13 protein-coding genes are annotated in these 16,529 nt (G+C 45.3%); 4 read left to right on the top strand and 9 right to left on the bottom strand.

Annotation, left to right across the window (positions count from 1 at the left end; translation table 11 throughout):
- Positions 1-35: 35 nt before the first annotated feature.
- From CSD97_RS07095 to recJ, 9 genes are all read right to left on the bottom strand, one after another.
- Positions 36-809, bottom strand: a complete 774-nt coding sequence (locus CSD97_RS07095) for a prephenate dehydrogenase/arogenate dehydrogenase family protein (RefSeq protein WP_008664194.1) — start codon at positions 807-809, stop codon at positions 36-38.
- 85 nt (positions 810-894) lie between these two features.
- A complete protein-coding gene (locus tag CSD97_RS07090) occupies positions 895-1,962 on the bottom strand; it encodes a bifunctional 3-deoxy-7-phosphoheptulonate synthase/chorismate mutase type II (RefSeq protein WP_005829998.1) in 1,068 nt (355 codons plus the stop codon).
- A gap of 214 nt (positions 1,963-2,176) precedes the next feature.
- The gene (locus tag CSD97_RS07085) at positions 2,177-3,358 is read right to left on the bottom strand and encodes an aminotransferase class I/II-fold pyridoxal phosphate-dependent enzyme (RefSeq protein ID WP_005830000.1); all 1,182 of its coding nucleotides are present in this window, start codon (positions 3,356-3,358) and stop codon (positions 2,177-2,179) included.
- Positions 3,333-4,181 (bottom strand): prephenate dehydratase, encoded by an 849-nt coding sequence (locus CSD97_RS07080; protein ID WP_005830004.1) that lies wholly within the window; start codon positions 4,179-4,181, stop codon positions 3,333-3,335. Before CSD97_RS07080 ends, CSD97_RS07085 begins: the two co-directional genes overlap by 26 nt.
- A 293-nt stretch (positions 4,182-4,474) precedes the next feature.
- On the bottom strand, positions 4,475-4,750 hold the full coding sequence (locus tag CSD97_RS19045; RefSeq protein WP_229075300.1) for an endonuclease/exonuclease/phosphatase family protein: 276 nt from the start codon (positions 4,748-4,750) through the stop codon (positions 4,475-4,477).
- 11 nt (positions 4,751-4,761) lie between these two features.
- A complete protein-coding gene (locus CSD97_RS19040) occupies positions 4,762-5,223 on the bottom strand; it encodes an endonuclease/exonuclease/phosphatase family protein (RefSeq protein ID WP_229075298.1) in 462 nt (153 codons plus the stop codon).
- 21 nt (positions 5,224-5,244) lie between these two features.
- Positions 5,245-6,204, bottom strand: a complete 960-nt coding sequence (locus CSD97_RS07070) for a tetratricopeptide repeat protein (RefSeq protein WP_005830011.1) — start codon at positions 6,202-6,204, stop codon at positions 5,245-5,247.
- A 112-nt stretch (positions 6,205-6,316) separates the two neighbouring features.
- On the bottom strand, positions 6,317-8,263 hold the full coding sequence (locus CSD97_RS07065) for an ATP-dependent DNA helicase RecQ (protein WP_229075296.1): 1,947 nt from the start codon (positions 8,261-8,263) through the stop codon (positions 6,317-6,319).
- Between the two features lie 174 nt (positions 8,264-8,437).
- Positions 8,438-10,153, bottom strand: coding sequence for a single-stranded-DNA-specific exonuclease RecJ (gene recJ, locus CSD97_RS07060; RefSeq protein ID WP_005833333.1), 1,716 nt, complete (start codon positions 10,151-10,153; stop codon positions 8,438-8,440).
- A gap of 195 nt (positions 10,154-10,348) precedes the next feature.
- Between recJ and yaaA the strand changes: the two genes are divergently transcribed.
- From yaaA to CSD97_RS07040, 4 genes are all read left to right on the top strand, one after another.
- Positions 10,349-11,122 (top strand): peroxide stress protein YaaA, encoded by a 774-nt coding sequence (gene yaaA, locus CSD97_RS07055; RefSeq protein ID WP_005830017.1) that lies wholly within the window; start codon positions 10,349-10,351, stop codon positions 11,120-11,122.
- Between the two features lie 147 nt (positions 11,123-11,269).
- Positions 11,270-12,265: a phosphatidylinositol-specific phospholipase C gene (locus tag CSD97_RS07050; protein ID WP_098032159.1), complete on the top strand. Its 996-nt coding sequence runs from the start codon at positions 11,270-11,272 to the stop codon at positions 12,263-12,265.
- Positions 12,266-12,348: 83 nt separating this feature from the next.
- A complete protein-coding gene (locus tag CSD97_RS07045; protein WP_005833328.1) occupies positions 12,349-13,173 on the top strand; it encodes an ROK family protein in 825 nt (274 codons plus the stop codon).
- Between the two features lie 173 nt (positions 13,174-13,346).
- Entirely contained in the window at positions 13,347-16,529 is a 3,183-nt protein-coding gene (locus CSD97_RS07040; protein ID WP_005833326.1) for a TonB-dependent receptor, read from the top strand.

The following is a 16,529-nucleotide window of genomic DNA, read 5'->3' as shown; positions in this document are numbered from 1 at the left end:
GAGGGAACCTGATGTTTTCACAATGGACATTTTTTCTATTTAATCTTTTCTCTGATTTTGGTCAGATACTTCTTCATGCCTTCCGCATCCTTGTTGTTGATGATTTCCAGCAGATTCTTCAGTTCCAGGCGGATGTTCTCCACTTGTGAGGGAGTGCGCGGGTTGAAGAGAATTTCTTGGAGCAAGTAGTCATCTTCACTCAGCAGTCCTTTGGCAATAGCCATGTGCTTCTTGAATGTAGTGCCTGGAGCTTCCTGGTGTTTCATTACCGCTGCAAACACGAAGGTGGATACAAACGGAATGGACAGCGAATAGGCTACAGTCTCATCATGCTCGTCGAATGTATATTCGAAGATGTTCAGTTTCATTGTCTGGTAGAGGTCCTTGAAGAAGATTTTTCCCAAGTGGTCACCTTCGCTGATGATGATCGCATTCTCTGTATTCAGATTGCTGAGACTGGCAAAAGTAGGGCCGAACATGGGATGTGTCGATACATATCGGAAACCGCTTTCTTCGTAAAATTTCTTCAATCCGGTCTTTACCGAAGCAATGTCACTGATGATGCAGTCCTTAGGCAGTACTGGCAGCACTTGGCGGAAGGCGTCCAGTGTGTATTTCACCGTAGCGGCATTGATGACCAGTTCCGGCTCGAACTCCTTGATTTCCTCCAATGTAGTGAAGCGGTAGGTGTTGTAGACAAAACGCAGTTGGTGCGGGTTGACATCGAACACAGCCGTCTCGTGCTGGAAACTCAATATATCTGTAAAGAAAGAGCCCATTTTTCCGGCCCCAAGTATAAGTATTCTCATGATGTTTAATGTGCTAATGTGCTAATGTGCTTATTGCCATGCGGCATCACTGCGCAGCCAATAAGCACATTGGCACATTAAATAATTACTTATTTATAATTTCCATTTGTTGCCTCACACTTTCTTCGTGTATCGCCTCAAATACCTTTTTGATGAATTCAGCATCCATGCCACACAATGCGCCTTGCGAGCCGCGTTTCTCGAGGATTTCGTTGTAGCGTCCGGTTTGCAGGATGGTCATGTCATGCTCTTTTTTGTATGTACCGATTTCACGTGCCACACGCATCCGTTTGGCCAGCTCCTGAATAAGATTGTTGTCGCATTCGTCTATCTGCTTGCGCAATTCGCTGAGGTTCTCGGTGCTTTGTGTTTCCTTGCGGATGACCAGCAGGTTGAGGATGTAATCCAGCACATCCGGGGTGACTTGCTGGGCTGCATCGCTCCAGGCACAGTCCGGGTTGCAGTGGCTCTCGATAATCAGTCCGTTGAAGCCCAAATCCATAGCTTGCTGGCAGAGTGGAGCAACCAGTTCGCGCTTTCCACCTATGTGGCTGGGGTCACAGATAATAGGAAGGTTGGGAATTCGGCGGCGCAGCTCAATGGGGATATGCCATTGGGGCAAGTTACGGTAGAGCTTTTTGTCATAGCTGCTGAATCCGCGATGGATGGCACCCAGACGTTTCAAGCCTGCATTGTTGATACGTTCCAAAGCTCCAATCCACAGCTCCAGGTCAGGATTTACCGGATTCTTCACCAGTACCGGGATATCTACGCCTTTCAGTGCATCGGCAATTTCCTGTACGGCGAAAGGATTGGCGGTGGTACGTGCACCTACCCAAAGAAGGTCAATTCCAGCCTTCAGGCATTCGTATACATGTTTGGCGGTAGCTACTTCTGTTGAAACGTACATGCCGGTTTCTTTCTTTACCTCCTTCAGCCATGCAAGGCCGTCTACGCCTACTCCTTCGAAGCCGCCCGGTTTGGTGCGCGGTTTCCAGATGCCGGCACGGAATAGCTTGAGGCCTTTGTCTGCCAATTGTTTGGCGGTGCTCATTACTTGTTCTTCGGTTTCGGCACTGCAGGGGCCGGCTATTACCATAGGGCGTTTGTCTTCAACACCAGGTAATGTGATAGGTTCTAATTCGAGTTCCATATTCTTTATTTGTTTAATAATATTCTTTAATTATGCTTTTTCTTCCTTGTGACGTTTCCTCCTTTTCAGAAGACTTTCTGAGCAAGGTCCCGGAGATTTAGTAAAACGTCGGAGAAGATTTACTAAATCGTTCCTCCCGTTTTAGTAAATCTCCGGTGGAGTTTTAGTAAACGGGATTCCGGCTTTAGGGTGTTCATCTCTTACTTGTAAGCATTTATTTCATGTCCTTGATACGCTTCAATGCTTCTGCCAGTTTATTGTCCTTACAGCAGAGGGAGATGCGGATATACCGTTTCCCGTTACTTCCGAAGATAAACCCGGGAGTAATGAACACTCTGGCTTTATGCAGCACGTGTTCAGTCAGTTCTTCCACGTCTGTACAGCTGTCGGGGATTTTGCCCCAGAGGAACATGCCTACCTGGTTTTCGTCGTAGGTGCAACCCAAGGTATGCATGATTTCTCCTGCCAACTGACGGCGGTTGCGGTAATTCGCGTTGTTGCCGTCATACCAGTCTTGCTCTGCTTCCAGGGCAGTGGCGGCTGCCAGTTGCATGGCACGGAACATACCGCTGTCGATGTTGCTTTTTACTTTCAATATCCATTGCACGAAGTCGGCATTCGAGGCAAGCATGCCGATACGCCAGCCCGGCATGTTGTGGCTTTTGCTCATGGAATTGAATTCTATGCAGCACTCTTTGGCACCCGGAATGCTGAGGATGCTGATAGGATGTTCGTTCAGGATGAAACTGTAGGGGTTGTCGTTTACGATGACGATGTCCTTGCGGCGTGCGAAGTCCACCAGTTTCCGGTACAGTTCCGGTGTTGCGTTCGCCCCGGTGGGCATATTGGGATAGTTGGTCCACATCAGTTTTACACGGCTCATGTCCATCCGTTCCAGTTCGTCGAAGTCGGGCATCCAGCCGTTTTCTTCTTTCAAGTTATAGTTCACGACCTCGGCACCCAGAATCTTGCTTAATGAAGTATAGGTGGGATAGCCGGGATTGGGAACCAATACTTGTTCACCGGGGTTGACAAAGGCCAGCGTCACGTGCAGGATGCCTTCTTTGGAGCCGATGAGCGGTTGTATCTCTGTGTTGGGATTCAATGCTACACCGTACCATTTTTGGTACCAGTCCGCAAAACCGCGGCGCAGTTCGGGGATACCTACGTAGGGCATGTAACCATGTCCGTCCGGATTGCAGGCAGCTTCGCAAAGTGTCCGGATTGTCTTTTCGGAAGGCGGCATGTCGGGGCTTCCGATTCCCAGGCTGATGACATCCATTCCTTCGGCATTCATTTGTGCCACTTCTTTCAGCTTCTTCGAGAAGTAATATTCGCTTACGCTTGCCAGGCGGTCGGCAGGCTTTATTCTACACGTTTGATTTTCCATCTTCATATTCTCCTAATATTTTCAGCTCTTTGGTCAGCGGTGTGATGGCCGCAATGGATTGTTTATATCTCAGTACATTGTCGAAGACGACATCTACGTAAAACTGGTATTCCCATTCACGCCCGATGATGGGCAGTGATTGTATCTTGGTCAGGTTGATGCGGTAGAAAGACAAAATAGACAATACTTGGGAAAGGCTTCCTTCAGTATGGGGAAGTGTGAATACCATGCTTGCCTTGTTGACGTCCTTGCTGCGATGCCGGTTCAGTTCATCTACTTGCCAAGGGTCGGCTACGACCAGGAAACGGGTGAAGTTATGTTTGTTGGTTTCGATACCTTCCTGCAGGACCTTCATGCCATAACGCTCTGCAGCAGCTTTGGAGCAGATAGCTGCATGGCCTTTCAGATGTTCCTGTTGGATGATTTCGGCACTGCGGGCGGTATCTTCGCCTTCCACCACTTTGATTCCGGGGTGTTGTCCCAGGAATTCACGGCATTGCATCAGGGCGATAGGGTGGGAGTTGACTTCGGTAATATCATCCCAGTCTTCATCGGGCAGGCAGACAAAACTATGGGAAATACGTAGCTTGTACTCGCCGACAATCTGTGCGCCACTTTGGCGTAATAGCTCATTGTTATGCAGCAAACTGCCTGCAATGGTGTTTTCTATTGCCAGCATTCCTATGGTCTGACTGTCTTTTTTGATGGCACCGAACACGTCTTCAAAGTTGGCGCAACAGATTAACTCTATTTCTTCTCCTTCGAAGTACTTGTGTGCGGCGATGTCGTGATACGAGCCTAATGTTCCTTGAATGGCTACCTTTTTCATTATTTTTATTTTCTTGGTTATGCTATAAAAAAAATCCCGCTTCCATACGATGGAGCGGGATTCTGTATATTTACTTGTTTCTCTATTCAGTCCTTAAGCATCACTGTCACTTGATACATACAAACTCCCGCTCTACTTTCTGGCTAAAGTAAAAGTAAAAAAAGAAGTAATATGCATAAGTAAATGACTTCATACTTGTATTCTCTGTTTTTGAATTACGTGACAAAAGTAATGCTTTTCTTTTATATACAAACAAAAAACAATGTTTTTTTTAGGGATAGTAGCAATTTAACTTATTTCCCTTTAACTTGTACAATGACTTGAACCGGACGATGGTCGGATGAAATGGTGTCTTCTATGACTTTCCGGTATTGTACGTCAAACCGATACCCATTCTTGGAATAGCCGTAGATGTAGTCTATACATCGGTTGGGACGGTCTGCCGGGAAAGTATAAGAGGTTGTGTCATTGAGGGTGGCAAAATGTTTTGCCAATTCCAGCTGGGGAGCGCTTGCTGGTGCAGAGTTCATGTCGCCTGCCATAAAGATGGGCTTATCGACGTTTTGCAAGGCTTTTTCTATCAATGGTACGGCAAGGAACTGGCTTCTGGAGTGAGGGACTGGTGTGTGGCACAAAATACATAATCTTTAAATTCTGCAATAATGAGGGTACGTTTTTCTTCCCGTCCGGGCATTGGAATGATTTTGTATTTTATGGGTATCTCTCTGGAGAGGATTCCGATGCCGTAGCTTCCACCCTGAAAAGGAATGGCTGCTGCATAAGTCCCGTGCATTCCGGTCAGTTTTTCTAGTTCTCCGAGAGCATGGATTCCTTTGTTGCGCACCGTTACACTGTCAAGTTCCTGCAGGGCGACTATGTCCGGAGAAGTTTGACTGATAACATTGGCAATGCGCCGGTAATTGTACTCCTTGTCCATACCTATGCAATTATGTACGTTATAGGACAATATGTTCACTTGCTGTGCATGGGCAGGTGCGAACATCAGTACAAAAAGTACTGATAGAAATAAATTTCGTTTCATTGGCGGCAATAATTGAATTTGTCATAATCCCAGGATATTACCGGTACTTCCCCCCGGTTGGTTACCATATTGTCCGTTAAAGTTCTGTATCTCTTTAGGATTGAGTTCCAGTCCTTTCTTCATGTCTTCTGCAGAACCTTCCTTGTCGCCGTTCAGCAACTTGGCACGTCCGCGCTCATGATAGGCCTCTGCGAAATTAGGGTTCAGTTCTGTGGCTTCCGTAAAGAGCTCGATGGCTTCTGCCAGTTTGTTTTGGGTGATGTAAAGCTGTCCTAAGTAGAGGAAGGCTTGTTCGTTGAAGGGATTCAACTCCGTCACTTTCTGATAGCTGCTTTCTGCTTTTTCTTTGTCTCCCGTAGCTTCTTCTATCTTTCCGCGGAGCAAGATGGCACTTTCGTCTTCCGGGTCTTGTGCCAGAATGGTGTCTATGTCTTCCATCGCTTCCTTGTATTGCTGCATTTGGACCAGGGCTTCGGCACGGAGCAGACGTGCTTCGATGAAATCATCTTTCAGTACGATGGCTTTCGTAAGATGGGCGATGCACATGATGCCGTCCCCTTGCCCATTGTCTGCTTTGCCGAGCAGGTAATGTGCCATGGCGTTGCCCTCTTCTATTTCGATAGCCTTCTTTGCCGCTCCTGCCATGGCGGGATAGTCTTCCTGCATGTAGCATACGTTGGCAAGACTGAGGTAGGTGGAGATATGTTCCGGCTCTATTTCGGTCATGCGTTCCAGTAGTTTGTGCGCCTCGTCCAGTTCGCTGGTCTGGGTGTAGACTTGGGCGAGATATCCCATGGTCTCGAAGTCTTCCTGAATGGCAAGGGCTTCAGTGAAGCATTTGATGGCGTAGTCTGTACGGCCCATGCGTTGTGCGCGCATACCGTCATACTTGAATATCTCAAAATTCTTCTGTTCGTTTTTTTGTTTCTCATTTGCCGGACTGTCTGACTTGCCGGAGAAAAAAGATTTAAAGAATCCCATAGGTGATTAAAATTAAAGAATTAAAAATTAAAAAGGAAAAGGAGGGGCATGGCTGATAGGAGATGTTCCTCTCAGCGGCAGGACATTCTTTTCCAACGGCAAAAGTAATGAATTATTTTTTGATTTGAAGCATTCCGTTGACAGCAATTACCTTGCCTTCGTCCAACAATCCATGTAACACATCGATGAGCATGTTTTTATCGTCTGCTATCTGTTCTGCCAAAGTGGCTGGAGTTTGTCGTTTATCAGATAGGGCTTGAAGAATCTTTTCAGAAAGTTCCTTTTCCGAAAGGTGGCCGGAAGGTTTCTTGTTCTTCAAATTGATGCAAGTGTCGCACTGCCCGCAGTTATGCTCGTTCTTCTCTCCGAAGTAGTGTAGCAGCATCCGGCTACGGCACACGGTATCGCTGCTCACGTAATCCAGCATGGCACTTATGCGTTTCTCATATCGCTCTTTGCGTTCCTCGTACACGGTGGAAGGGATTTGCAGGTGGCGCATTTCAACCCTCTCTCGCGTGTATATTATATATGGTGTCTTTTTGCGGGGGATGTAACTGACGATATGTAGCTTGGCTAGGTGGATGAGCTGTTCATACACTTGCCGGCGTGTGAGTCCAGTGCGTATGGCCAGTGAATCTTCATTGATGAAAGCATGGTCTGTGAAGACCCCGGTATAGGAGCGGAGAATGGTTTGGATGAGTTTGTCCATATCTTCGCCGAGCTCTCTCAGTTTATAAAGTTCGTCTCGACGGATAGTGAACAGTAGCCGGGATGCATTGTCTTGTTCGTCTGTATATTCCAAGTATCCCGCTTGTGTCAGAATCTTCAAGGCACTGTCCACGGGAACGGGGAAGTACTTGAACTTTCGGCAAAAGTCTTCTATATTGAACTCGCGTACACAGCCTTGTCCATCTCCCATTGCCATCTGGTAATAGTATTGAAGATGCTCATATACTTCCTTTATATATTCTTTTTCAGGAAAGGTGTCGGGAATGCGTTTGTGCAGTGTTGCCTTATCCGACTTGGCGTAAAGGACGACCGCGTAGGCTTTTTGTCCGTCCCTTCCGGCACGTCCTGCTTCCTGGAAGTAGGCTTCTATGGAATCGGGCAGATCCATGTGGATGACAATCCGTACATCCGGTTTGTCGATACCCATACCGAATGCATTGGTGGCGACCATGACACGGCTTTCTCCTGTTTGCCAGCGTTGTTGGCGGATGTCTTTGGTGGCGTCATCCAGTCCGGCATGGTAGAAATCGGCGGTGATGTCTTCGTTGTGCAGCAGTTCGGTAATTTCCTTGGTACGGCGACGGTTGCGCACATAGATGATGGCGCTTCCGGGCATACGGCGCAGGATGTGCAACAGCTCTCCCGTCTTGTTTTCCGTCTTGCGGACGATATAGGCAAGGTTTTTGCGTTCGAAACTCATGCGGAACACATTTTCCTCACGGAAATGCAGACGGGCCTGGATATCTTTCACTACTTCCGGAGTGGCGGTGGCTGTCAATGCCAGGATGGGTACGCCGGGCAGAAGTTCGCGTATTTCGGCTATCTTCAGATAGGCGGGACGGAAATCGTAGCCCCATTGCGATATGCAGTGGCTTTCGTCTACCGTAATCATACTGATTTTCATCTTCTGCAGTTTGGTGCGGAAGATTTCAGTATCGAGCCTTTCGGGGGAGATGTAGAGGAACTTGAAATTGCCGAATATACAGTTCTCCAGTGTGACGATGATTTCCTGCCTGCTCATGCCTGAGTAGATGGCAAGCGCCTTGATTCCCCGCTTTTTCAGGTTTTGTACCTGGTCTTTCATGAGGGCAATCAACGGAGTGATGACCAGGCAAAGTCCTTCTTTAGCAAGTGCCGGAACTTGGAAAGTGATGGATTTTCCTCCTCCCGTGGGCATTAGTCCCAAAGTGTCCCGTCCCTCGGTAATGCTGTTGATGATATCTTCCTGGATTCCCCGGAAGGTATCGTATCCCCAGTATTGCTTCAGAAGCCTCACCCCCAATCCCTCCCCCATAGGGAGGGGAGTTTTGAAGTTACTACTGCTGCTCATGGTCTTATTGAACTTTCTTGCTACTTCTTATCGTTGAATTGATATTCTTTCCTTCTCTATGCTAATAGTAGTGATTACTTATCTTATAGCATCAACCAATTTTCATCATTTCCTTAATATAAGGAGACTATTCTTATTCCCCTCCCTGTGGGGGAGGGGTTAGGGGAGAGGCTTTCAGTTCGGCTTTATGTCTTCAATCTGCAACTGCACTTCACCCCTCTTATGGGTATTCTCTTCAATGGAATAGCAGATGTCGAAGGAACGTTTGGTCTTGATGAAGCGTACGTGGGAACTTTGCCCGAAAGCGATGCCGTTCATTACATTGTTCGATTTATTATCCACCAGTTCTAGCTTGATATGTTCCTGGTCGCGGCCTACGACTTTGCTGGTACCATAATCATAGACATTGTGCGTACAGAAAATGGGTTTGGCATTGTCCGGTCCGAATGGATTGAATTTCTTCAAGTCGCTGAAGAATTTCGGAGTGATGTCTCTGAAATCAATCTCGGCATTGATGTCGATGACGGCGCATGTCTGTTCCGGCAGGATATTTTGTGATACGAACTCTTCGAAGCGTTCGATAAAGGCCGGTACATTTTCCACCTTCATGGAAAGACCGGCGGCGTAGGTATGACCTCCGAAGTTTTCCAGAAGGTCGCGGCAGTATTCAATGGCTTTGTAGACATCGAATCCGGAGACGGAACGGGCAGATCCGGTTGCCATGTCATCCGTACGTGTCAGTACTACTGCCGGCCGGTAATAGATTTCCGTCAGCCGGGAGGCTACGATGCCGATGACGCCTTTATGCCAGTCTTCATTGTACAATACGATGGAACGTCGGTCGGCAAGTCCGTCCAGGTCAGCTACAATCTTGTTGGCCTCCTCGGTCATGGTCTTGTCCAAGTCCTTGCGTGTCTCGTTGTATTGGTTGATTTGTCCGGCTTTCTCCAGGGCAAGAGAGAAATCTTTTTCAGTAAGCAAGTCAACAGCTTCTTTCCCGTTCTGGATACGTCCGGAGGCGTTGATGCGGGGACCTATTTTGAATACAATGTCACTGACGGTGATGTCCTTGTCCGTCAGTCCGCAAACATCAATGATTGCTTTCAGGCCTACGCTGGGATTACTGTTCAACTGCTTCAAACCGTGGTAGGCGAGAATGCGGTTTTCACCCATAATGGGGACAATATCCGATGCGATACTGACGGCGCAGAGGTCCAGTAAAGGGATAAGGTGATGGAACTCGATACCGTTGTTGAGGGCAAATGCCTGCATGAACTTAAAGCCTACACCGCATCCGGACAGATGTTCATAAGGATAGGTGTTGTCTTCCCGTTTGGCATTCAGAATGGCTACAGCAGGGGGCAGTACATCATCGGGGACATGATGGTCGCAGATGATGAAATCAATGCCTTTCTCCTTGGCGTATGTGATTTCTTCGACGGCTTTGATACCGCAGTCCAATACAATAATCAAACCTACACCACTCTCTGCGGCATAGTCTACTCCTTGGATTGAAACTCCATACCCCTCATTGTAACGGTCGGGGATATAGTAGTCGATGTTCGAATAGAACTGTTGAATAAACTTGTAGACCAATGCCACAGCCGTGGTACCGTCTACGTCATAATCTCCATAAACAAGAATGCGCTCTTTCTTTCCCATTGCCTTGTTCAGGCGCTCTACGGCTATATCCATATCCTTCATCAGGAATGGGTCGTATAAGTCCGGTAGTTGGGGGCGGAAAAATTTCCGGGCATCCGCTGCCGTTGTTATTCCCCGCTCCACCAGCAATTTTCCCAATATTGGGCTAATTCCCAATTCTTGGGCCAGTTGTTGGCTTGCTTCTGCCTGTTCGGGTGTAATGGGTTGATAATTCCATTTGTGAGTCATTTTATATATTATTTTTTCTTTTTCTATCTCAAGATGTTGGGGGAGTAGAGGGGTTCAATACGTGCACTTTTCTCCAACAAGGTGTAAAGGTATGAAAAACTCTTGAAACGGAGGTGAATTCTGCGGAAAAACTTTATAAGTATATGTATTCTCCACTAAAAAACTTTATTTTTGTATCCATTAAAAAATATCGCTATGCTTGTTTTTATCTCTTGTGCAAAGACCATGGCAGCGCGCTGCTCTGTTGTCGTGCCCGAAGTCACAGTCCCGAAATTCGAAACGGAGGCTGTGCGGAATGCGTTGGAAATGTCGCAGTATTCAGTATCCGAATTGGAAAGGCTTCTTCGGGTGAATACCAAAATTGCTGCCGAGAACCGTTTGCGTTTTCATGATTTCTGTTCGGAGGAGAATCGTTCGATGCCAGCCGTTTGCGCCTACACGGGAGCTGTTTTTAAACGCATTCTTCCGAAAGATTTTTCAGCGGAGGATTTTCGTTATGCGCAAGAACATCTACGTATCACTTCTTTTCTTTATGGGTTGCTTCGCCCGCTGGACGGTATCAAACCCTATCGTTTGGAAGGAGATGTCCGTTTGCCCGAAAAAGGTGGAATATCCATGTTTGATTATTGGAAGCCTTTGTTGACGGATTACTTCATAGAGGAAATTAAAAACTGTGGCGGTGTTCTCATTAATTTGGCAAGTGCTGAAATGAAAGATTTGTTCGACTGGAAGCGGGTGGAGCAAGAGGTGCGTGTTATTACGCCCGAGTTTCAAGTTTGGAAGGCCGGACAGCCGAAGACTGTCGTTATCTATGCCAAGATGTGTCGCGGAGAGATGACGCGTTTTATTGTCAAGAACCGTCTGGAGTGTCCTGAGGAGTTGAAATCCTTTTCTTGGGAGGGCTTCGTCTGGGATGAGATACGCAGTACGGAGAATGTATGGCATTTTTCGTTAGGTACATTTATGTAATGAAAAGGTATATTACGTTTGGCTCAGATGTTACTATATGTTGCTTTCGATGTTTGCGCAAAATGAAGAACTAAATACGCAATTTAGGATGAGGGAAAAGAATGAACCCTCTACATTTGCATGCAGTAAACTTAAAAGCAATATACTATGAAGAGAAACGGATTAAGAACAGTTGTTGTATTAGCTTTGACCATATTTCTATTGAATGCTCCGGTTTGTGCTACAGCTTTCAGATTGCAGGATACTTGTGCGGAGGCGCGGGATGAGGTTGCACTGCGGCTTGAGTGGATGAGGATTCTCCATGATACGCTTCCTATATGTAAGATTTCTATTCCTGGTTCACACGATAGCGGTAGTATCAAAGGAGGGCATATGTTGAAAACGCAAGCAACAGATATTCCTGCTCAATTACGGCAAGGCATCCGTGCTTTCGATATCCGTTTGGAAAAGAAGGGTAATAAACTGGGGGTGTTTCACAGTCATGCCTTTCAGGATATATATTGGGAAGATGATGTTTTACCTGCTTTTATACACTTTCTGCAAACATATCCTTCTGAGACTTTGATTGTTTCCTTGAAAAAGGAAGGGGGAGAATTGCGGGATTATGCTTCTCTGCTGTCCGTTTCTTTAAGCAGCCCTGAGTATCAAAGTTATTTCGTGATGGACTTTCGCCCTGAACTGACGCTGAAAGATTGCCGTGGAAAGATTCTTTTCCTGCATAGGGATCATGCTATGGATAATTATCCTGGAGCAGCATGTGTAGGTTGGGAGGATGACAGTACTTGCCTGCTCACTCTTCGCAATAAAGATGGTAAGGAAGGAGTGGCTTTGCTCGAAGATGAATATCAATATGAATCGGGTGAGGAGGCCGGGAAGAAGGTAGGGGTTTGTGTCCGTAATATTGAAGGGATGTCTGCTGAGCCGGTTTCCTCACGTCGGTGGGGAATTACTTTTGTAAGTGCGACGGGGCTGCCCTTGGGAACCCCTAAAGTCTTTGCTGATAAGGTGAACAAGCCTATTGCTGACTATTTAAAACAAAAGAATAGCCGGAATTGCGGTATTGTTTTTATCGATTTTGTCAGTGAACCTGGAGGAAAAGATTTGGTGGAATATTTGATTGACAGTAATGTTTGCGCAAAATGAAGATTTATATGCGCAATTGGGAATACTGAAAAAAAAGCATTTTCTTAATTTTGCACATGTTGAACACCTTAATGTTATATACTATGAAACTGTCAATAGATTTAGGAGGAACCAATATTCGAATAGCCCAAGTGGAAAAAGGGAACTGCTTGAATAAAGTGTCGGTTCCATGTTTAGCTCAGCAAGATGCTTCTACTGTGCTAAACCAGCTTTCCCAGCTTATTCGGAATATGATGAATGAGCAGGTAGATGGTATCGGTATCGGTGTCCCTTCAATTGTTGATCCGGAGAAAGGAATTGTATATAATGTAGCAAATATATCTTCTTGGAAAGAAATACACTTGAAGGAGATTTTGGAGAACGAATTCAAGGTGGCAGTTGCCATTAATAATGATTCCAACTGTTTCACTTTGGGGGAGAGCCTATACGGCGAAGGAAAATCTTATACCAACATGGTAGGCGTTACTATTGGGACCGGAATTGGAGCTGGCGTTGTCATTGGCCGTCGTTTGTATGGTGGGCAATATATGGGAGCCGGTGAGATAGGCTCATTTCCTTATTTGGACTCTGATTTTGAACACTATTGCAGTAGTTTCTTGTTTAAACGTTATGGCACTACCGGTGCGGTAGTAGCTGAAAAAGCCCAGCAAGGAGAACAAGCTGCATTGGAGATTTGGAAAGAGTTTGGGAGGCATTTGGGTAATCTTATAAAGGCAATTCTTTTTGCCTATGCTCCCCAGGCTATTGTTTTAGGAGGCGGTATTGTATCGGCTTTTCCTTTCTTTAAAAATGCTATGGAACAAACAATGCAAAGTTTTCCCTACAAGATTATATCGGATAATGTGAGTGTGGTGGCTTCGCATCAAAAGGATTCCAGTTTATTGGGTGCTGCCGCTCTTCTTGAGTAATAATCCCTATACGGTTTGATTGAAAATAATAAATATTTTGCAGTTATATTATTTTACGCATAAATAAGGACTGTTAGAGAATTGTTCCTTTTGTAATAACTATGTAATTCTGCTTTCTGACCTTTGTGGCGGAATTATAATTTTCTATATTATAAACTTTAAATTTTGAATGCATGAAACAAGTAAATCTTAGAATCTATCGAACGATTCTGACCCTATTGTTGGGACTGTTCTTGTCGGCAGGTGCTTATGCACAGCAGATTTCTGTGAAAGGAACAGTAAAGGATCAGACTGGCGAACCTGTGATTGGTGCCAATGTGTTAGTAAAGGGGACGACTAATGGAGTGATTACGGACGTTGACGGAAACTTTAATGTTTCGGCCGATAAAAACGGCGTATTGGTAATCAGTTTTGTCGGCTATGTGACTCAGGAAGTACCAGTGGCAGAAAAACAAATGGTAATTGTGCTTAAAGAGGATACAGAACTTCTGGATGAGGTTGTTGTATTAGGGTATGGTGCGAATACACGTAAGCAGGACTTGTCTGCTTCAGTGGGTGTAGTAAGTAATACTGAAGAATTGGCTGCTCGCCCGGTAACTTCTACCGAAGGCATGCTGCAGGGACAGCTGGCAGGTGTTACCATTACGGCCGATGGTGGCGACCCAACTTCTTCTCCTAACATTGTGATTCGTGGTCAAGGCTCACAAGATGGAGACAATGTACTTTGGGTTGTGGACGGTGTTCCCGGTGCACCTATCTCATCCATGAATGATATTGAAAGTATCGTTGTTTTGAAGGATGCTGCTTCTGCTGCTATCTATGGCGCACAGTCTGGTGCAGGTGGTGTTGTGTTGGTAACTACCAAAAAAGCGAAACAAGGTGCTCCTTCGTTGACTTATGACGGCACTTTTGGTATTCGTCAGGCTACCAATTTGATAGAACCACTGAATGCGGAGCAGCAGATTGAGATGCGTAAGATATCTCATCAAAATGCAGGACTTTCGCTTCCAGTCGGTTGGGATGTTACCAAAAATCCATGGATAGGTACGACTCGTACTGATTGGATGGATGAGATTTTCCGCACTGCCTTCTACCAACGTCATAACGTAGCGTTGAATGTAGGTTCTGATAATTTTTCAAATCGTATATCTTTTGCTTACGATAATGATGAAGGTGTTTTGATTAATACTTTCAAGAAGAATCTTACATTACGTTATAATGGTAAAATGCAGCTGAACAAGTGGGTGAGCGTCAGTGAGGATTTTGTATGGCAGAACACTACCCAACGTTCCAAAGCTACGGATAACGATGCTTATACAGGACCTATCCTTTCGGCTATCTACATGCCGGCAAGTGCCACTGTCTATAATCCGTTGGACGGAAGTTATGGTGGTGTGACTACGGAAGATCCTGCCTATATTGAAAAATATGGTTCGAATTTCTCTGATATCCACGGGGATGCTGTAAATCCGGTACGTCTATTGGAAGCAGAGAATTTGTATGACAAGATAAGTGACATATGGAGCACTACCAGCTTGGAGATAGCTAATGTACTTCCTGGATTGAAGTTTACGAGTCGTTTTACTTATAATATGAAGACTAATCATTACAAGAAGTTCAATCCTATTCGTGATGAAGTAGGTAAACCGGCTTTGTCGAATAATCTTCAAGAAACTACTTACCGTAGAGATGCTTGGAAGACGGAAAATACCCTGACTTATGATAAGACATTCGGTGAACATACGGTTGGTGCCTTGTTCTCGACTACGGCAGATCATTCTGAAACGCGTGGACTGGAAGTGACGGGTAAGGATTTTGCGGATGAATCGGAATTTTTACAATACATGGCGTATGCAGGATCAGTGACAGCATCTGACTATTTGACTGGACCTGATGCCAATGTGTCGTTGATTGCCCGTTTGGCTTATTCTTATAATGACCGTTATTTTGCTACTGCATCTTGGCGTCGTGATTATGCTGGACGTTTGCCTAAGGAAAATAACTATGGTGATTTCCCTGCAGTGACCCTTGGATGGAAAATATCTAATGAAAAATTCTTTAAGAAGAGTGATTTTATCAGTTTGCTGAAATTGCGTGCTTCTTGGGGGCGTGTAGGTAATTTGAGCTCTATAGGGCTTAATTATAAGTCTGCTTTGTTGAAGAAAAGCTCGTGGACAGAACAAGCACAATATGGTCCTGAGGCAAATAATATCTGGAATACTTTGATTTACAACGGCTCTGCGTTAAATCCTGATTTGACCTGGGAAACTTCAGAACAGACTGACTTGGGCTTGGATGTTGAGATGTTTAAAAACCGTTTGTCGGTATCATTAGACTATTTTGATAAACGTACTTTCAATTTGATTCAGACACAATCAATGGGGTGGCCTTCTACTATGGGACTCGATGCCATGTTAATCAATCAAGGTGAAGTGCGTAACCGTGGCTTTGAGATTCAAGCTAATTGGAGCGATAAGATTAACAAAAACCTTTCTTATTTCGTATCGGGTAACTTCTCGTATTTAAAGAACTGGGTATCAGATATAGGTGTGAAGGATGCGGATGGCAATCCGGGTTTGTGGCCTAATGATAAAAGGTTCCGTAGCATCCCTTATATGATGCAGAGTACGGAAGGGGAACCTCTGAATTCCTTCTACTTGATTAAGACAGATGGTTTGTTCCAAAGTGATGCAGAAGTTGCCGAGTGGAATGCTAAACATGGAACATATGTGACCAATGATAATGGTGAAAAAGAGTGGGTAGGTATTCAGCCGAATGCCAAGGCTGGTGACTTGAAGTTTGTGGATCATAATGGCGATGGTAAAATTACGGATGCAGACCGTCAGTATATGGGTAGTGCGACTCCGAAGACGACTTTTGCCTTTACATTGGGAATGACGTGGAAAAAACTTTCTTTCAGTGCCATGTTCCAGGGAGTAGGTGGAGCAAAAGCTTTATATGTAGGAAAGTACATGCTGTTGAGTGATGTAGAAGGAAACTTTAACCGTTCCAGCGAGATATTGAATGCTTGGAGTCCTACAAATACCGGTTCTGATATTCCTCGTTTGTCAAAGAATGACCCGAATGGAAACTTTACGACTGCATCTGATTGGTATTTGGAGAATGCTTCTTATCTGCGTTTGAAGAATGTAACCCTTTCTTATGATTTAAGCGATGTATTCCGCAAGTGGTCTCATTTGAATGACCGTAACAGCCGTTTGTCTGTGTACTTCAGTGGTGAAAATCTTGCTACTATCACTGGATATTCTGGTATGGATCCTGAATGTGGTGGCTGGGATGCTTTGAAATATCCGGTATCTCGCGTATTATCTGTTGGTGTAAAATTGACTTACTAA

It is taken from the genome of Bacteroides sp. AR29, assembly GCF_900217715.1.
Classification (GTDB): domain Bacteria; phylum Bacteroidota; class Bacteroidia; order Bacteroidales; family Bacteroidaceae; genus Bacteroides; species Bacteroides uniformis.
This window is presented reverse-complemented; position numbering and strand designations above follow the sequence as displayed.